The sequence below is a fragment of the Methylomonas sp. Kb3 genome, from assembly GCF_002834115.1.
Lineage (GTDB): Bacteria > Pseudomonadota > Gammaproteobacteria > Methylococcales > Methylomonadaceae > Methylomonas > Methylomonas defluvii.
The window spans coordinates 75142-93791 of record NZ_PIZT01000002.1; the positions used below are offsets into that span (position 1 = coordinate 75142).

Annotated in this window: 18 protein-coding genes; 8 read left to right on the plus strand and 10 right to left on the minus strand. The window is 50.4% G+C overall.

The genetic code is table 11. The annotated features are described in order from the left end of the window. Positions 1-9 precede the first annotated feature (9 nt). Genes CWO84_RS01215 through CWO84_RS01235 form a run of 6 tightly spaced genes read right to left on the minus strand, consistent with a single transcriptional unit; the run spans position 10 to position 3244 of the window. Positions 10-420 (minus strand): hypothetical protein, encoded by a 411-nt coding sequence (locus tag CWO84_RS01215; RefSeq protein WP_101051544.1) that lies wholly within the window; start codon positions 418-420, stop codon positions 10-12. Between the two features lie 5 nt (positions 421-425). Then, entirely contained in the window at positions 426-1343 is a 918-nt protein-coding gene (locus tag CWO84_RS01220; RefSeq protein WP_101051545.1) for a methyltransferase domain-containing protein, read from the minus strand. A 56-nt stretch (positions 1344-1399) separates the two neighbouring features. Then, positions 1400-1801, minus strand: a complete 402-nt coding sequence (locus CWO84_RS01225; protein WP_101051546.1) for a hypothetical protein — start codon at positions 1799-1801, stop codon at positions 1400-1402. Continuing rightward, entirely contained in the window at positions 1794-1988 is a 195-nt protein-coding gene (locus CWO84_RS24765; protein WP_240617932.1) for a hypothetical protein, read from the minus strand. Before CWO84_RS24765 ends, CWO84_RS01225 begins: the two co-directional genes overlap by 8 nt. Before the next feature lie 58 nt (positions 1989-2046). After that, positions 2047-2550 (minus strand): ThiF family adenylyltransferase, encoded by a 504-nt coding sequence (locus tag CWO84_RS01230; protein ID WP_240617933.1) that lies wholly within the window; start codon positions 2548-2550, stop codon positions 2047-2049. Further along, positions 2543-3244, minus strand: a complete 702-nt coding sequence (locus tag CWO84_RS01235; RefSeq protein WP_101051547.1) for a TatD family hydrolase — start codon at positions 3242-3244, stop codon at positions 2543-2545. The genes CWO84_RS01230 and CWO84_RS01235 overlap by 8 nt, the downstream gene beginning before the upstream one ends. A 93-nt stretch (positions 3245-3337) precedes the next feature. Here CWO84_RS01235 and ettA point away from each other — a divergent pair, with 93 nt between their 5' ends. The 7 genes from ettA (at position 3338) to CWO84_RS01270 (ending at position 11535) form a co-directional block, all read left to right on the plus strand. Continuing rightward, a complete protein-coding gene (gene ettA, locus CWO84_RS01240) occupies positions 3338-5002 on the plus strand; it encodes an energy-dependent translational throttle protein EttA (RefSeq protein ID WP_101051548.1) in 1665 nt (554 codons plus the stop codon). Between the two features lie 191 nt (positions 5003-5193). Beyond that, complete coding sequence (gene hfq, locus CWO84_RS01245) at positions 5194-5436, plus strand: RNA chaperone Hfq (protein WP_020482487.1); 243 nt, start codon at positions 5194-5196, stop codon at positions 5434-5436. Positions 5437-5447: 11 nt separating this feature from the next. Next, on the plus strand, positions 5448-6713 hold the full coding sequence (hflX, locus tag CWO84_RS01250; protein ID WP_101051549.1) for a ribosome rescue GTPase HflX: 1266 nt from the start codon (positions 5448-5450) through the stop codon (positions 6711-6713). Between the two features lie 166 nt (positions 6714-6879). Next, positions 6880-8073, plus strand: coding sequence for an FtsH protease activity modulator HflK (gene hflK / locus CWO84_RS01255; protein WP_101051632.1), 1194 nt, complete (start codon positions 6880-6882; stop codon positions 8071-8073). A 1-nt stretch (position 8074) separates the two neighbouring features. After that, on the plus strand, positions 8075-8929 hold the full coding sequence (gene hflC, locus CWO84_RS01260) for a protease modulator HflC (RefSeq protein ID WP_033157325.1): 855 nt from the start codon (positions 8075-8077) through the stop codon (positions 8927-8929). Positions 8930-8999: 70 nt separating this feature from the next. After that, positions 9000-10196 (plus strand): ATP phosphoribosyltransferase regulatory subunit, encoded by a 1197-nt coding sequence (locus tag CWO84_RS01265; protein WP_101051550.1) that lies wholly within the window; start codon positions 9000-9002, stop codon positions 10194-10196. A 43-nt stretch (positions 10197-10239) separates the two neighbouring features. Then, positions 10240-11535: an adenylosuccinate synthase gene (locus CWO84_RS01270; RefSeq protein WP_101051551.1), complete on the plus strand. Its 1296-nt coding sequence runs from the start codon at positions 10240-10242 to the stop codon at positions 11533-11535. 104 nt (positions 11536-11639) lie between these two features. Here CWO84_RS01270 and CWO84_RS01275 read toward each other — a convergent pair whose 3' ends face one another. Then, entirely contained in the window at positions 11640-12485 is an 846-nt protein-coding gene (locus CWO84_RS01275) for a sulfurtransferase (RefSeq protein WP_101051552.1), read from the minus strand. A gap of 2 nt (positions 12486-12487) precedes the next feature. Next, positions 12488-13465 (minus strand): NAD(P)H-quinone oxidoreductase, encoded by a 978-nt coding sequence (locus CWO84_RS01280; protein WP_101051553.1) that lies wholly within the window; start codon positions 13463-13465, stop codon positions 12488-12490. Positions 13466-13543: 78 nt separating this feature from the next. Here CWO84_RS01280 and argC point away from each other — a divergent pair, with 78 nt between their 5' ends. Beyond that, on the plus strand, positions 13544-14572 hold the full coding sequence (gene argC, locus CWO84_RS01285) for an N-acetyl-gamma-glutamyl-phosphate reductase (protein ID WP_101051554.1): 1029 nt from the start codon (positions 13544-13546) through the stop codon (positions 14570-14572). An 85-nt stretch (positions 14573-14657) separates the two neighbouring features. Here argC and xdp1 read toward each other — a convergent pair whose 3' ends face one another. Further along, positions 14658-15416, minus strand: a complete 759-nt coding sequence (gene xdp1, locus CWO84_RS01290) for an exosortase-dependent surface protein XDP1 (protein ID WP_101051555.1) — start codon at positions 15414-15416, stop codon at positions 14658-14660. 234 nt (positions 15417-15650) lie between these two features. Continuing rightward, the gene (gene prsT / locus CWO84_RS01295; protein ID WP_101051556.1) at positions 15651-18452 is read right to left on the minus strand and encodes an XrtA/PEP-CTERM system TPR-repeat protein PrsT; all 2802 of its coding nucleotides are present in this window, start codon (positions 18450-18452) and stop codon (positions 15651-15653) included. Positions 18453-18650 lie beyond the last annotated feature (198 nt).

An 18650-nucleotide genomic window follows, 5' to 3' on the forward strand; every position in this document is an offset into this window, starting at 1 on the left:
GTTTTACGTTTAAGGGTGGGCGTGCGGCGGCGCTTGCTCTTGGTCCAGGCCGCTCATTAGCGCTTCCATCTTCTGAATACTGGCATCGCAACCTTCGATGCTTGCTTGTACCTTGGCTTTAAAGCGCAGGCCCATGTGTTCGCCATCGCTTTCCCGTTCCGCATATTCGTTCAACAGATGACAGGCATCGTGCATGGATTGTTCGGCATTTTCGAAGGCCTCATTATCCGGCAATTGCTCGGCTTCACTGAGCATCATCAGTCGGCTTAATAGCGCACTCTGGTGGCGGAATACCGATTCGGCGTAGTCGGCAAAGCTGTCGTGTTGGCTATTGGCCGGCACGCTGGCGCAACCTATTGCACCGCATACTACCAATGTAAATAGAGTCAGAAACTTCAAACGCGGTAAAACCATCGGCATCGTGTTTAAGCCTTTTGCGCAGTAAAAATGCAATATTCGGTGAGTTTTTCGGTAAACAACTGATGTTGGGCCAGGCCGACCAAATAGTTGGCGGTTTGTGCCTTGGAACGCAGCCCCAGCCATTGGCTGATGGTTTGTACCGGTTTCAGGCGTTTGGCGACTTTGTACATGTGTTCGACCGATGCCCGGGTTTGGGCGGTAATGTCGTGGCAAACAATCGTTTGAAAACCTTGCTGTTCCAACAAGTCAGTAAATTCGTCGCGCGCACACAGATTCGGTACGGCCCAGCCGTTCAAACAGGTCACGACCGCCTGCCATTGCTGTTCGTTAAATTGCCGCTGCAACACAAAGCCGTCGCAAACCACAATCCGGCCGCCAGGCTTTAATACCCGCCAGGCTTCGCGCAAAAAGTCGCCTTTTTTTAACGCATGACAAGAGCTTTCCAAAGCCCAGACGACATCAAAAGAGGCGTCGGGGAAGGGCGTGGCGCAAAAATCCGCGACTTCGAAATCGACTAATTCTGCAACGCCGTGGCGCTTGGCGTGCTGACGAGCATAGTCGGCTTGCTTGGCGCTGATGGTGATGCCGGTTACCCGATTGCCGTGTTGTTTAGCCATCCAGATCGTGCTGCCGCCGATGCCGCAACCGGCGTCCAGGACTTTGTCGCTGGCCTGAATCCCGGCCTTTTCATAAAGTACCTGATTTTTGTTCAGCAAGGCTTGATGTTGATCGTAAGGCTTGGCCTCGTCCCAATAACCGTAATGCAAGGCCAGATTGTCGCGGTTGCACCAAGCTACCAGATAATCGTTGTAACAGTCATCGTAGTGCTTGGCGGCGTCGGCCTGTAGTTCGCTGCTGGATAATTCGGTGTCATCGCGCAGGCTTTGGTCGCGGTAATCTTGGTTGGGTTCTAGGGTGTACATCGTAGCGGGAATCGAGGAACGGGACGGCTGAGCGTAAGGCAAGGTAAACGGCCGAATTAGTTGGGTTGCCGGCCATTATAATTCAGATCGGCGATTCGCTTCATGTTAGCCGACAGATTGTTGAATTGCGGGTGATTGATTTCCAGCAATGCAAATATCTGTTTTATGGTTAAGTCTTTGATTTGTTCCGGTTCCATGCCAAAGCGAATCTTGAACAAACGCCGCTGTTTACCGACCGGTAGTGACGCCAAAATTTCGCTTAAACGCTGATCGATCAATTGTCTAGCCAAGGCCATTTCCGGGCTTAAGTTTTTATCTATCGCTTGGGGCTGGGGTTGGATAGGCGCGGGAGCCGGCTGATTTGCCGTGGCCGCGCGCTGTCGCATCTCCTGCAAACGTGAACTTTTGCCTGGATTGACCAGCAAGGAATCCGCTGGACGGCTGGGTAATTTATCCATGATGTTTGTTGTGGTGAGAATGTGCGGGATCGTGAATCAAGTTGCGGATGACTACCGAAGCGCAGACGCCGCCGAATGCCGCCGGCAAATAGGAAATCGTGCCGTAAGCCGACTTTTTATAATTACTGCCGTCGGTAAACATCAACGAATCTTTATTCACCACTTCCGGCGAAAACACCACTTTCACGCCGCGGCTGATGCCGTGTTTGCGCAGGCGGATGCGAATGAATTGGGCGAATGGGCAGTTATAGGGTTTTGGAGATGTCTACCACCTTTAGGTGCGTGGGGTCCATCTTGCCTCCTGCACCCATGGAACTGACGATTTTCATTTTGTTGGTTTTGGCGGCGCGAATCAGGTGGATTTTTGGGGTCAAACTGTCGATAGCGTCGACGATGTAATCGTAATGGGTGGTCAGCAAGTCGGCGGCGGTGTCCGGGGTGATGAATTCGTGGCGGATATGCAATTTCAAATCCGGATTGATCGCCAGCAGACGCTCACCCATGATGTCGGCCTTGGATTGGCCGTGGGTGGTGGACAGCGCCGGTAGTTGCCGGTTGCGATTGCTCGGGTCGACCACGTCGCCATCGACGATGGTCATTTCGCCGATTCCGGCCCGGCAGATAAATTCGGCTGCAAACGAGCCCACGCCGCCCATGCCCACTACCAACACATGGGATTGTTGGAGCTTGTCCAGTTTGGGCTTGCCGATGAGGAGTTCGGTGCGAGAGAGCCAGCTTAAATCAGTCATGCAGAAATACTCGTTTGAAATTGCTCAGGATTTGTTGGCGCAAGGTTGCGATGTCCAAATCAAGCATTTTAGCCGCTGCGGCATATATCGCGTCAATGGATACGTTTGCGGTGTCGGTTTCCAGGAACAAGCGATCAGCTGGCGTGCAACTCAGAGCTTTGCCGGCATGGCTGCGAGGATTTAGCAATGCGGCGCCAAAGGATAGATAAAGCCCGTGTCTCAGTAATTGTTCAGCCATGGCGGGTTTGCCGTTAAAGCCGTGAATGACCCAGGGCGTCTGGATGTTTGGAGTGGATTTTTTAATCTGGATCAGCTCGTTGAAGGCGCGCACGCAATGAATCATCAACGGTTTGCCAAGTTGGTTGGCGAGCTTGATCTGGCCTATGAATGCGGGGATTTGCATGGCCAACGGCGTGGCAATAGCTTTGTCCAGTCCGCATTCGCCAATTGCCAATAGCTGTGGATCCTGGCTTGCTGCGCTGATTTTTCTTAAAGCGGTTTCGGCGTTTTCTGCGTCGAGATGCCAGGGATGTAAACCCAAGCTGTAAAAACCGTGTTGTGTTGCCGTGACGTCGAAATCCTGGGTGGCGAGGCTGATCATTTCAACGGTCTGCTGGCTGCCGGTTTGGTGGCAATGGATGTCAATGTAGGCATCGGCCGAGCTCAGCGTGTTGTTAGCTGTTTCAATAATCACTGAATTACCACCTGATACTCGATAAAAATTAACACCCTTAAAAAACCGTTATCGCACGGTATAATGCTATTTTATTTCTTCAGCAGAAAAACAATGGCGCAATATATTTTCTCGATGAACCGGGTCGGCAAGATCGTACCGCCCAAAAAGTACATCCTTAAAGACATTTCTTTATCGTTTTTTCCTGGCGCCAAAATCGGTGTGCTCGGTTTAAACGGCTCCGGTAAATCCACGCTGTTGCGCATCATGGCCGGTATCGACAAGGAAATCGAAGGCGAAGCGATTCCGCTGAAAGGCACCAAGATCGGCTATCTGCCGCAAGAACCGCAACTGGATCCGAATAAAACCGTGCGCGGCAATATCGAAGAAGCGGTTGCGGAAATCAAAGACGTGCTGGCTCGATTGGACGCGGTCTATGCCGCTTACGCTGAGCCGGATGCCGATTTCGACGCGCTGGCTGCCGAGCAAGCCAAGCTGGAAGATATTATCAATGCTTGCGACGGTCATAATCTGGATCGTACGCTGGAAGTGGCTGCCGATGCCTTGCGTCTGCCGGACTGGGATGCCGATGTCACCAAGTTGTCCGGTGGTGAAAAGCGCCGGGTGGCGCTGTGCCGATTGTTGCTATCTAAACCCGATATGCTGTTGCTGGATGAGCCTACCAACCACTTGGATGCCGAATCGGTGGCTTGGTTGGAACGTTTCCTGCACGACTATCCCGGCACCGTGGTAGCGGTAACCCATGATAGATACTTCCTTGATAATGTTGCCGGCTGGATCTTGGAGCTGGACCGCGGCATGGGCATTCCTTGGGAAGGCAATTATTCATCCTGGTTGGAACAAAAGGAAAAACGCCTGGAGTTGGAGGAGAAACAGGAGTCTTCTCGGCAGAAAGCCATGAAAGCCGAGCTGGAGTGGGTGCGCTCCAATCCAAAAGGCCGGCACGCGAAGAGTAAGGCGCGTCTGGCGCGCTTTGAGGAGTTGTCATCGGTAGAGACGCAGAAACGTAACGAGACCCAGGAAATTTATATTCCACCCGGTCCACGGCTGGGCGATGTGGTCATCGACGTCGAGAACATCAGCAAGGGATTTGGCGACAGGTTGTTGATCAACAACTTGAGTTTCAAATTGCCGCCGGGCGGTATCGTCGGCATTATCGGCCCGAACGGTGCGGGTAAAACCACGCTGTTCCGGATGATGGCCGGCTTTGAGAAACCCGATTCCGGCGACATCAAATTTGGTCAAACCGTGCAGATGGCTTATGTCGACCAGTTGCGCGACGACATGGACAACAACAAGACGGTTTGGGAAGAAATTTCCGACGGTTTGGACATGATTACTGTCGGCAAATACGAGACGCCGTCGCGGGCGTATATCGGCCGGTTCAACTTCAAGGGTGGCGATCAACAAAAACGCATAGGTGAACTGTCCGGCGGCGAGCGTAATCGCGTGCATTTGGCCAAGCTGCTGAAAAGCGGCGGCAACGTGTTGCTACTCGACGAGCCGACCAACGATTTGGACGTGGAAACCTTGCGAGCCCTGGAAGAAGCCTTGTTGGCTTTCCCCGGTTGCGCGGTGGTGATCTCGCATGATCGCTGGTTCTTGGATCGGATCGCTACGCACATGCTGGCGTTCGAAGGCGATAGCGAAGTTGTGTGGTTTGAGGGTAATTATGCCGACTACGAGGCCGATAGGCATCGCCGCCTGGGCACAGATGCCGACAATCCGCGTCGTATCAAATATAAAAAAATCGGCTAAGCTGAACTTAAGCAGCCGTTGTTATTTTCGCAACGGCTTTGCTAATAAAGATTCGATTGAACTTGAAATAGCGGCGAGCAGTCCCAAAGTCACTAACAGTTTTTTATTGATCCGCAGCCCGCGTGTTGAAATTGGTGGGTCTAGCGGGTAATGTATTAATAGCGCACCGAACAATAATAAGGAGAAATAGGATGTCGAAAGCACAAAACTTGCAGGACAACTTTTTGAATGCCCTCAGAAAAGAACACACCCCCGTGTCGATTTTTTTGGTTAACGGTATCAAACTGCAAGGCCGCGTCGATTCTTTCGACCAATACGTGGTGATGCTGAAAAACACTGTGAATCAGATGGTTTACAAGCATGCCATATCCACTATCGTTCCCGGCAAAAATGTCACGATGCACCGTGACCCCGACGTTAGCGACGAAAGCTAAGAGGTTATTTTTTGTTTGAACGTCCCGATGCGGGTGAACGAGCTATTCTCGTTCACCTCAATTTGCAAGTTGGTCAAGAAGACCTCGACGAGCTGAAAGAACTAACCAAATCCGCAGGCGCCCAACCCACTCATGTAGTCACCGGTAGCCGGTATCGGCCTGATCCGAAATATTTTGTCGGCACGGGCAAGGTTGAAGAAATCAGGTCGGCGATCATCGAGCACGAAGCCAATATCGTTATCGTTAATCATCCACTCACACCCAGCCAAGAACGCAATTTGGAGAAAGCCCTGGAAGTCAGGGTGGTGGATCGCAACGGCCTGATCCTGGATATTTTTGCGCAGCGGGCGCAAACCTTCGAAGGTAAATTACAGGTCGAACTGGCGCAACTTAAACATTTGTCGACTCGATTGATTCGCGGCTGGACGCACTTGGAGCGGCAAAAAGGTGGTATCGGTTTGCGTGGTCCTGGCGAAACCCAGTTGGAAACCGATAGGCGATTATTGGCGGTGCGTATCAAGCAGATTCAGCAGCGCCTGGGTAAGGTTGAAAAGCAGCGTCATCAAGGCCGAAGTAAGCGTAAAAAGGCTGAAATCCCCGCCGTGTCGTTGGTGGGTTATACCAACGCCGGCAAGTCGACTCTGTTCAACACCCTAACCGGTGCCGGCATTTACGCCGCCGATCAACTGTTTGCTACCTTGGATCCGACTTTGCGGCAATTGTCGCTGAGTAATGGCGGCGAAATCATTTTGGCCGATACCGTGGGCTTTATTCGGCATTTACCTCATGAATTGGTGGCGGCATTCAGATCTACGTTGCAAGAAGCCAGCGAGGCGGATTTGCTATTGCACGTGATCGATGCGGCGGCGGAAGATCGCGAAGATACGATCTATCAGGTTAACCAAGTCTTAAACGACATCGACGCCGCTAAAATTCCTCAGTTGATGGTGTTCAACAAAATCGATTTGCTGGAGGATGTGGCGCCGCATATCGATTACGATGCTGACGGTAAGCCTGTCAGCGTCTGGATTTCCGCGCAAAACGGGGTAGGCTGTGATTTGTTGCAGCAGGCTCTGTCCGAATTATTCGCGAGCAGTAAGGTGATTCGAAAGTGCTTTTTGCCAGCCAGCCAAGCCGGATTAAAAGCAAAGTTATTCACTTTTGTGAAAATTATCGACGAAGTCAATAACGATAGTGGCGATTGCGAACTGACGATAGAAATCGACAAAAAGCATTTGGGCTTGTTGAAGGGGATTGACGTTCATGAGCAGGTTTAATCGGTCGTTAGCTGGAACAATCACCTAGTTATTTGCTCGGAAATGGTTAAGTTACGATAGAATGGCGACTTTTCGGATAGAGCAGCCAGCGCTTCGAATCATCGAACAGGCGGTCCTTATGAAATGCAGCTTTAGAGTTTTCAAATCCAATTTTGGAGTGTTTGGTATGTCTTGGAATGAACCCGGCGGTGGTAAAAAAGACCCCTGGAGTGGTCGTAATGATAAGAATGATCCACCCGATTTGGACGAGGTAATTCGTTCGCTACAGGACAAGCTGGGCGGTATTTTCGGTGGCGGTTCTAAAGGTGGTCTTGGCAATGGCCCGTCGATGAAAGGTGTCGGTTTGCTGGCTGCCGGTGCAATCGTTCTATGGGGTTTGAGCGGGTTCTATACCGTCGACGAAGGTACGCGCGGCGTGGTGACTCGCTTCGGTGCCTATGTCAATACCACACAGCCCGGTCTGAACTGGCATATCCCGTCGCCTATAGAGCAAGTGGCGGTCATCAATGTCGAGCAACAACGCTTTATTGAAGTGGGTTACCGTTCCGGTGGCGGGCAGGGTATGGGTTCAGTGCCTAAGGAAGCGATGATGCTGACTAAAGACGAAAATATCGTCGACGTCCGTTTAGCTGTCCAATACCAAGTCAAAGATGCCAAGGACTATGCGTTCAACGTACTCGACCCTGCCTCAACGCTGAAACAAGTCACCGAAAGCGTGCAGCGTGGCGTGATCGGTCGCAGTGATATGGACTTTGTGCTGACCGAAGGCCGTAGCGATATTGTTTTGGCGGTTAAGTCAGAAATTCAAGCGGTCATGGATGCCTACAAAACCGGTATTTTGATCACCAGCGTCAACTTGCAGGACGCGCAGCCACCTGAACAAGTACAAGGTTCCTTTGAAGATGCCATCAAGGCGCGGGAAGACAAGCAGCGCTTGATCAACGAAGCTGAAGCCTATTCTAACGACGTAGTGCCCAAAGCCCGTGGTGCCGCTTCACGTATCGTGCAGGAATCTGAAGCCTACAAAGAAAAAGTGATTGCCCGAGCTAACGGTGATGTCAGCCGCTTCTCGCAATTGCTGGCCGAATACAAAAAAGCACCGGCGGTAACCAAGCAGCGGATGTATATCGAAGCAATGGAATTGGTCCTGGGCCGTTCCAACAACGTACTGGTGGATGTCAAAGGTGGTAATAACATTATGTATCTGCCGTTGGAAAAGTTGGCGAATAAGGCTGCTGAAGATGCCGCCCCGGCCCCCGTAGTCAGCCACGAACCGGTTTCTTTAAGCCCCCAACCCGTGAAAGAAATTAAAACCGATGTGCGCGCGTCAAGCCGTGAGCGCGATGTGAGAGGACGCTAAGATGGGAAATAAGATTTTAGTAGCCGTTGGCGCAGTAGTCATCTTGCTCTCGATGTCGGTATTTACCGTGGCAGAAACCGAGCGGGTAATTAAGTTTCAATTAGGCGAGATTGTCGGTGCCGATTTCCAACCGGGCATGCACTTTAAACTGCCGTTTATCAATAATGTTAAAAAGTTCGAAGCGCGCATTCTGACCATGGATTCCACGCCGGAGCGCTTTTTAACGGCGGAAAAGAAAAATGTTATCGTTGATTCGTTTGTCAAATGGCGGATAGGTGATGTCAAGACCTTTTACACCACCGTTGCCGGTGATGTGAACCAGGCTAATATTCGTCTCGATCAAATCATCAAAGATTCGGCACGCAGCGAGTTCAGTAAACGCGAGATCAAACAATTGGTTTCTACTGATCGCAGTGCGATCCGCGATGCGCTGATTACCAATGTGTCGCCACATGCCGCGAAACTGGGCATTACCATTGTCGATGTACAAGTCAAGCGCATTGATTTGCCGGCTGAAGTGAGTACCTCGGTTTATCAAAGGATGGAAGCCGAACGGGCGCGGGTTGCTCGCGAGTTTCGTTCGCAAGGCTCCGAAGCCGCCGAGCGGATTCGCGCTGATGCAGACAAGCAGCGCGAGATCATTTTGGCGAATGCTTACCGTGACTCTGAAGTAATGCGAGGCGAAGGGGATGCCAAAGCCGCTGATATTTTCGCTAAAGCATACAGTGAAGACAGCGATTTCTTTGCGTTTTATCGTAGCCTGATAGCATATAAAGAAAGCTTGGGCAAATCCGGCAACATCATGGTGCTGGAACCGAATTCCGACTTCTTCAAATATTTCAAGAATCAGAAATAACCTCCATTTGAATGACTAGTAGTCAAACGCCCCGCTATGCGGGGCGTTTGCTGTGTTTGAGACAGACAAAATGCAAAAAAAAGACACCTGGCTATTGCCGGAAGGAATTAGCGAAGTATTGCCGGAACAAGCCGCGCATCTGGAGAAGTTGCGCAGAAAGCTTTTGGATACTTTCGCCTGCTGGGGTTACCAGTTGGTCATTCCGCCGTTTGTGGACTTTCTTCACTCTTTGCTGATCGGTTCAGGACATGACCTGGATTTACAGACGTTTAAGCTGACCGATCAATTGAGCGGCGAAATGTTGGGGGTGCGCGCGGATATGACGCCGCAAGTGGCTAGAATCGATGCTCATCACTTCCAGCACGACGGTCCAACTCGCTTATGCTATGCCGGTACCGTGCTGCACACTTTGGGCGATCCCCTGGAAAAAAGCCGTAGCCCGATGCAAATTGGTGCTGAACTTTACGGGCATGCCGGCCTGGAAAGCGATTACGAAGTCATCCAGTTGATGCTGGAAATGCTGGCGATTAGCGGTTTGCAAAACGTGCACTTGGATTTAGGGCACGTCGCTATCTACCGAGCTTTGGCTGAACATGCCGGTCTTGATCCGCAACAGGAAGCTGAATTGTTCGATGTTCTGCAACGTAAGGCCAGAACCGAACTGGCGGAATTGCTTGCCGAGTTTAATATAGACACGCGCTATAAAGACGTCTTCAGTGCTTTACCTAAACTGAATGGCGGCCGGGATGTACTTGATAAAGCCAAAGCCTTGTTAACCGGTTTTGCCGGTGCCGATGAAATTGCCGGCGCCTTGGCGGATTTGCAGGGTATAGCCGATAAATTACGCCGAGATTTTCCGGCGTTGACGGTGAGCTTCGATTTGGCCGAGTTACGGGGTTATCACTATCATACCGGCATGGTATTCGCGGCTTTTGTGCCTGCTCTGGGTAAAGAAATTGCCCGTGGCGGCCGTTACGATAATATCGGTGAAGTATTCGGAAGAGCGCGAGCCGCTACCGGTTTTAGTGCAGATTTAAAAGTATTGGCGGGCATGTATAAAGTCGATGACGAAGCAGCGCAGGTGGTGTTTGCCCCTTTTGCGGAAGATGCTGATTTGCAGGAAGCTGTTAGAGATTTGCGTGCGCAAGGCGTGGCGGTGATTCAACATCTGCCGGACCAACAAGGCGGCGCTGAACAGCAGGGCTGCAATGCTATTTTAGAAAAACACAATCAACGCTGGGTTGTTAAATCAATAAGCTGTCGTTAGATCAATAAGCTGTCGTTAAACCACTAGTTTAAGGTTAGATAATATGGGAAAAAATGTTGTTGTTATCGGCACGCAATGGGGCGATGAAGGTAAAGGTAAGCTGGTCGATCTTTTAACCGAACAAGCTGCTGCGGTGGTGCGCTTTCAAGGCGGCCACAATGCCGGTCACACCTTGGTGATTAACGGCGAAAAAACCGTGTTGCATCTGATTCCGTCCGGTGTATTGCGGGAAGGCGTGCAATGCATGATAGGCAATGGCGTCGTGCTGTGCCCGGAAGCGTTATTGAAGGAAATCGAGATTCTGGAAAAGTCCGGGGTTCCGGTCCGGCATAGGTTGCAGATCAGCGAAGCCTGCGCCTTGATTTTACCGATACACGTTGCTATCGATCAGGCCCGTGAAAAAGCCAGAGGCAGTAAAGCCATCGGTACGACCGGGCGCGGTATCGGTCCGGCTTACGAAGACAAGGTGGCCAGACGCGGCTTGCGAGCCGGTGATTTGCGCAATACCGAAGAATTCGCCGCTCGCTTAAAAGAGCTGGTCGAATATCACAACTTCATGTTGATTAATTATTACCATGCCGAGCCAGTTAATTATGCCGAGGTACTGGCAAATACCTTGCGTTTGGGTGAGATCATCAAGCCGATGCTGACCGACGTTGGCGAGGCTATCTACAGCTATCAAAACCAAGGCGAAAACGTGCTGTTCGAAGGCGCGCAGGGTGCACTTCTTGATATAGACCACGGTACTTATCCCTACGTCACTTCATCCAATACCACGGCGGGCGGTGCGGCTACCGGTACTGGAGTAGGGCCATTGGCGCTGGATTATGTATTGGGTATTACTAAAGCCTATTCCACTCGCGTCGGTAACGGCCCGTTCCCCACCGAATTGCTGGATCATTACGGCGAGCATCTGGGCGTGAAAGGCCACGAGTTTGGCGCTACTACGGGTCGTAAACGCCGTTGCGGCTGGTTCGACGCGGTGTCCATGCGTAAATCGGCGCAATTAAATAGCTTGAGCGGTATCTGCTTAACCAAGCTCGACGTGCTGGATGGTCTGGATAAAATTGGTATCTGCACCGCTTACAAGATTAACGGTGAAATGACTGAGACCGCCCCGCTAGGTGCTGATCAATATGCGGCGTGTGAAGCCGTTATTGAGGAAATGCCGGGTTGGACAGGTACGACTGCTGGCGTTACTGATTTTGCGCAATTGCCGGAAAATGCCAAAGCCTATATTGCTAGGCTGGAACAACTGGTCGGTGTAAAAGTCACGATCTTGTCTACCGGCCCGGATCGGAACGAAACCATAGTCTTGGAAAATCCGTTCCAGGCTTAATGCTTAAGCAATAAACCTGCCTTTAAGACGCTGAATATATTCAGCGTCTTTACAGTTTTAATCGTTCAGAAAATACAGCACCGCTGTTACGGCTTATGCTCGGGTCAACCTCTAGCGACAGCTCTGTTCCGGTTGGTAATCCATTCGCTCCATGAGCCGGCGTAAAGTTTTGAATCCTTTAGTCCTGCAATTTCCATCGCTAACAGGTTGTGACAGGCGGTCACACCCGATCCGCACATGTGTACTACTTGCTCGGCTGGATAAGGAGCTACTAGCGCGCTAAATTGCTGGTGTAACTGATCGGCGGGTAAAAATAATCCCGATTTGTCCAGATTGGTGTGCAAGGGCCTGTTTCGCGCTTTGGGTACATGGCCGGCTACTGGGTCTATAGGCTCTTGTCGACCATGGAAGCGTTCAGGTGTTCTGGCATCTATCAAGGTGAATTTTCTTGTCGCCAAACCGTTTGCCACTTGATCGGCATCCAGCCATTGTTTGTTGTCCAAATAGACGCGGAATTGGCTGGCGGTAATGTTTGGAAGCACGGTAGTGACCGGAAAATCTCGCTTTTGCCAGCGTGTAAATCCGCCATTCAGCACCGCGACTTGAGTATGGCCCATGGTGCGCAGCAGCCACCACATCCGCCCGGCAAACGCGCCACCGGCATCGTCGTACACCACGATTTGGCTGCGGTTGTTGACGCCCCAATCGCCCAACTTTTTACCTAATACGTTAAAGTCAGGCAATGGATGGCGACCAGTATACGATTGCACCGGTGAAGACAAATCCTGATTTAAATCAGCATAGCGCGCACCGGGAATATGGCCTTGTCGATAGGATTTATGACCGGCTGTCACATCGGCAAGCGAGAAACGGCAGTCGAATATTCGCCAATCCGGATTGTCCAAGTTAGCAGCTAGAATGTCTGCGGAAACCAGTGTGGTGTAGGACATGCTTATATCTCCAAAATAATTTTACCGATATGTTGGCTGCTTTCCATACGCTCGTGGGCTTGCGCGGCCCTAGCTAGTGGAAAAACCGAATCGATGATGGGTTTGATTTGGCCGGATTCCAGTAGCGGCCAAACTTTTGCAAAAAGTTGTTGGGTTATTTTAGCCTTGAATTCGTCGTCGCGGGGGCGCAAGGTGGTGCCGGCGATGGTCAAGCGCTTCATCAGCACGGATGCCAGATTGATTTCGCTTTTACCGCCGTGTTGGATGGCAATCTGTTGGAGTCGGCCATCGATAGTCAGACATTTCAAGTTACGCGGCAAGTAGTCCCCGCCGATTATGTCTAAAACGACATTAACGCCTTTGCCATCTGTCTGATGCATAACGGCTTCGACAAAGTCCTGCTGCCGATAATCGATCGCAAGGTCTGCGCCCAATTTTTCGCAATACTGGCATTTATCTTCGTTACCTGCGGTGACAATCACTTGCGCGCCAAATGCTTTGCCAAGCTGAATGGCGGTGGTGCCGATGCCGCTAGTGCCTCCATGCATCAGTAACGTTTCGCCGGCTTGCAGTTTCGCGCGATCAAACAGGTTGCTCCACACCGTAAAAAAAGTTTCCGGCAGCGCGGCGGCCTGAATAAAACTGAAGCCTTGCGGTATTGGCAGGCAGCAACAGGCGCTTGCTAGGGAATATTCCGCATAACCGCCGCCGGTCAGTAGGGCGCAAACCGGTTCGCCAATCTTGAGGTGTTTTACTTGGCTGCCGAGTTTGGTGATAGTACCCGCTACTTCCAGGCCTAGAACTGGGGATGCTCCGGGTGGCGGGGGATACAGGCCTTTGCGCTGCATCAGGTCTGGACGGTTTACCCCGGCTGCAACCACTTTTATCAATACTTGATGTGGGGCGGGTGAGGGTAGAGCTTGATCGGCGACGATTAAATCGGTCAACTCAGAGGAGCGATAAATCTCGATGGCGCGCATGGTGTTAAGCTTTGCGGGGAGAGTGGCGTATTATATGCGCCGCATTAGATTAACAGTATTTTTTCAACGAGAGCATTCATGATACGTGCAGGCATTGTCGGCGGCACCGGGTATACCGGCGTCGAATTATTAAGAATTTTGGTATTGCATCCCCAGGTCGAAGTGAGTGTGGTGACTTCGCGCGCGGATGCCGGAATGCGAGTGGATCAGTTGTATCCGAGTCTACGGGGCTGCTGTGATGTGACATTTAGCCTGCCGGAGCTGGATAATTTAAAAGACTGCGATGTGGTGTTTTTCGCAACGCCAAACGGTACCGCCATGCTGATGGCAGAGGCGCTGTTGGAGCTTGGTGTCAAAGTTATCGATTTGTCTGCCGATTTTCGGATTAAAGATCGTCAGGAATGGGAAAAGTGGTACGGCATGTCGCATGCTAGCCCGGATCTTATTGCCGAAGCGGTCTACGGTTTGCCGGAAGTCAACCGGGAACAGATCAAGCAGGCGCGCTTGATCGCATGCCCAGGATGTTATCCGACTGCCGTGCAATTGGGGTTTTTGCCGTTATTGGAGGTCGGCGCGATAGATGAGCAGCATTTGATCGCCGATGTGAAATCCGGCGTCAGCGGTGCCGGACGCAAGGCGGAAATATCGTCGTTGATGAGTGAGGCAGGTGAGAGTTTTAAGGCTTATGCAGTCGCCGGGCACAGACATTTGCCGGAAATCAGGCAGGGTTTGCAAAATGTCGCCAAACAGGCAGTTGGTTTAACTTTCGTGCCGCATCTGACTCCGATGATACGCGGTATTCACGCCACGCTGTTTGGGCGTTTAAATAGGAAGTTGGATTTGCAAAGTTTGTTTGAAGAGAAGTATCGCGATGAAAGATTTGTCGATGTGTTGCCAAGCGGCAGTCATGCCGACACTCGCAACGTGCGCGGCAGTAATCGCTGTCAAATTGCCGTGCATCAACCGCAAGGTGGCGATACGGTAGTAATTTTGTCTGTGATTGATAACTTGGTGAAAGGCGCGTCGGGGCAGGCGGTGCAGAATATGAATCTGATGTTTGGGTTGCCCGAGTATCTGTCTTTAGAGACGGTCGCTTTATATCCTTAATATGTATTAAAAAAACGTGGTGCATAAAAAAACCGTCTTCCAGTTTGGTCTGGAAGACGGTTTCTTATTTAGAGCTTCTGTGCGCTTATGCGGCCAAGGCTTGAGTTTTGCGATTCATTCTCCAGCCCAGCATGCCGCCAGCCAGCAACAACAGGCTGGTTGGCTCCGGCACGCTGCCGGCACCGCCGCCACCGCCTGGCGTTCCAGCTGTGCCTTCAAGCTTGGTGAGCTTGAAGTAGTCGTTGCTGTTGTCGACGTTAGAGTCTCCCAAGCCGGAACCCCATCTGCTGCTGTACGCGCTAATTAGCCAAAGACTTGAAGATAAGCTGTTCGGGTTGATGTCTTCAGCCACGTCGCCAACGGTATTGTAACTACCTACGAATTCCCAGCTGTTGCTAAGAAGACTGGAAATACTTTTTCCGGAAATATCTGCTGCGCCAGTAAGCGCACCGGTAGCCGGTACCGTGCCTTTGTATCTGAGAACCGATATATCTGAGTCGTAGGCCGTGGTATCCGGCCAACCGACAGTTAGTTTGTCTAAAATCGTGCTGCCATCAAACCGAAATAGTACCGCTTCGATTCTGCCGTTGTTATCAACCGCATGGTCTGGGTAGCTATTTGTCGTCTCCGAGCCGCTTAATACACCCAGGCCGTTAGCACTACCGTACCAAGCTAGTGTGGCTGCTGAAAAAGTTGAAGTGCTTGTAGTCCCAACTGAGTATGCAGCGATACTTTGAATGCCCGTCGGTGTCACTGAACTAGTACCGTTTATAGTCCATATGGTGGCGTTAACCGACCACGGGGCCAGCAGCAGAGTTGCTATAGCCAAGAGTTTTAGGGTCATAATGTCCTCGCAATTTTTGAAATTTTACCTTCCGGTATTGTCTTCGTCGGCCTGGAAATAACCATTGTACTATTGGTCATGAACAAAGTTTTACGGTCTGTTTATATCTGAGCACTTATTGGGCCATAGTAAAAATTATTATTCTAATACAATGCGTTAATTGTTTTTTTGTGAATAAAATAAGTCGGCGATTACGCATGGTGTAAAAAATTACGACATGTTTTGAAAAATCGACTATCTGCTCAGCTTTTCAAGCAGTGCTTTGGCTTGTTCGCGGCCATTGAAAATAGCTTCGCCTTTTAGCGCTTCTTGTAATTCTTGCTTAGCCTCTTCCTGGCGTTGCAACTGATTGAGGGCAACTGCGATATGGTAGCGTATCTCAGAATCTTGCGAGAGTAGTGAGTGTGCATTTCGTAAGTAATGAAGCCCCTGTTCTATTTGTCCCGTGTTAACCAGAATCCAGCCCAAGGTGTCGTTCGTTGCCGGTTGGTCAGGAGCCAATTTATGGGCCTGTTCGGCAATCGACAAGGCTTTGCTGTTGCCGTTATTGAGATATACATAAGCAAGGTTGTTCAGGAACTGCGGTTCGTTGGGGAATTGTTTCAATAGCTCGACGTAGTACTTTTCCGCCTCTTTAAACTTTCCGCTTTTCAGTAATTCGTTTGCAAAGGCTGCCATCGGTAGCTGGTCTTGAGGATGCTTTTTGACCCACTGATCCAGTAAATTGTAGGCTTTGTCCGGCTGATCGATTTTTTTCAAATTTTCATAAAGCAGCATCAATGAAGCTGTATCCGGCTCCAGCTCGAAAGCTGTTTGGTAATGGCTGTTGGCCAAACTAAGGTTTTTGTCATGATCGGCGATGTTTCCCAATAGTCGGTGGGGAAAGGCGCGTTTGGGATATTGTTTTAACAGGCTTTCTGCGCGGCTCAATGCAAATACCGGTTTCCCATGGAGCAGTTCCATTTCCACCAAGGCAATTTGCGAAGGTATATGATTTTCGTCGACCAAAACGGCTTTTTTCAAGGTCTTTATGGCTTCAAAATAATCGCCTGCATCTATTTGATAACGAGCAGCTTTGTAAAGTTGTTTGACATTAAACCGGGCTTGGTCAGCCATGCGGATAAATACACCTAAGGCTTTGTCCTTATTGTTATTAGCCAAGTAACTTCGAGCCAGGGCGTCCATAACCTGGGGGTTGTTCTTGTCGATCACTTCCGCTGCTTGTGCGGCGGCATTAGCCTCAGCAGCTTTGCCTATCTTCAGATTCAACTCAACCAAAGCCAAAAGAGTCGGTAATGATTTTTGATCAATCATCTTCGCTTTTGCCAGCCAGTCATTGGCTAGCTCATAGCGTCCGGCACTTTGCTCGACTTTGGCCAGCTCAATAAGAATATCTATGTCGCCCGGATGATTCTGCTGCAAGGATTGCAGGCGCTGTCTGGCTTGATCAAGTTTGTTCTCGCCGACGTCCAGTTTACTTAGGTTGATTTGCGCGTCGAGAAAATTGGGGTTCAGTTCAATCGCTTTCTCGAAACTTTGCCGTGCCAGCTTGTATTGCCCGGTATTGACTTGAGCGGTCCCCAGTAAATTTAGTAGTGTAAAGTTTTTCGACGCTTTTTCATGCAGGGCTTGTGCGGTTTTCAACGCTTTTTCCGGTTCGCCACGGCTCATGTAAAGTGCCACGAGAGGAATACCGGCCTTGACCGCATCCGGATTTTTTTTGAATGCCACTTCAAGGTCTTGAACTGCTGCCTGTTCCTGGCCCATTGCTAATCGGTTAAGGCCTATTTCGGCTTGTAGGCTGCCACTGTCATTCCCTAAAGCAGCGGCTTTTCCAAACATATTATTGGCCATATCGTGTTTGCCGGCCTTCATGAAAGCACTTCCCAATAAAAATGCCAGACGCTGATCCTGGGGATTGCGGATTTGCACCGGGCGGAGCAGATCAATAGCTTGCTCGGGTTCGTTTTTTTCTAAAAGTATGGTGGCCAGCAATTTATACGTGCCTGATTGTTCCGGGTATTGCTTAACGTACAGACGCAAATACTCCGCTGCCAAGTCGTATCGTTGCAGGCTGTAGTTAACCAAGCCGGAGAGCATTAAAGTCGGACCATGTGCCGATAAATATTCCGGTTTTATGCCGGTGATGATGTCGGCCGCCACTTCCAATTCTTTGGTCGCCGCTTCTTTCTGGTTATTGCGTTCGAGTAAAACCGCATGTAGATAGGCTGCTTTCGGTTCAAATGGATAAGCCCGGCGCACATATTCCAAATCTTGCCGTGCCCGATCATCTTGCTTCAAGTCCATTAACAGGCCTGCTCTGGCAAGTCGTGTGTCTACGTGATCGGGGTTGAGCTCAATTGCTTTGTCGTAAAATTTTAAAGCTTCATCCAGTTCCATGTTGGCATGCTTGATCGAGCCTTTTGTATACCAAACGCCGGCATCGCTGGCTTGGATTTGTATGGCTTTCTCGGCAGCTTGATCGGCGCCTTTAATGTCGCCACGCTTTAACAGGGCATTCGCGCGCCCGATTGTGGCGTTCACCTGATTGGGAGCAATTTGCAAGGCAATGTCGAATTCATTCAGGGCTTCGCTGATTAGATTGAGTTGCAGGTATGCGTTACCGCGGTAAACATGCAAAACTGGACGCAAACCGCTATTGAACTGCGCCGGATCGATTTCCTTCAGCAGGTCGTTGTAACGGATTTGGTAGGTATAGAGCTTGGCCAGGTTTTCCGCTATTAAAGATGGGTCCGCGCCTAATTGTTTGGCTAGGCCAAGTTGGACTTCTGCTTCCGTCAACGATTTCTGTTGCAAGTAAATTTCGCCAAGCAGCATGTGAGCCGAAACATACCTTTCATTTTGCTGCAGCGCATTCTTTAACTGGATGATCGCTTCGGCATTGTTCTGATTTCTGTAGGACTGTAACGCCTCTTCGTAAAACTTGCCGGCCTGGATGTCGTCGGCAAAGCTTATCTGTACGGGGCTGAGCGCGAGAATCAGCAGTAGTTTATTTAATGGGAAATTGGGTTTCATCGGATGTTTGCGCATAGCGAAGATGGAGTTGCTCAAGTGTGCACATAGCATAGTCGTAAAGCCAACTCGCCACCAGTCCGGAACTAACAGCCGGCTTCTTGTCGTCAAAAACTTGACTATTCGTATTTAACTGATTGTTTTTAAATTTAAATTTAAATGGTCTAAATTTTGCTTTTAGCGTCTGGACAATCAATTAGG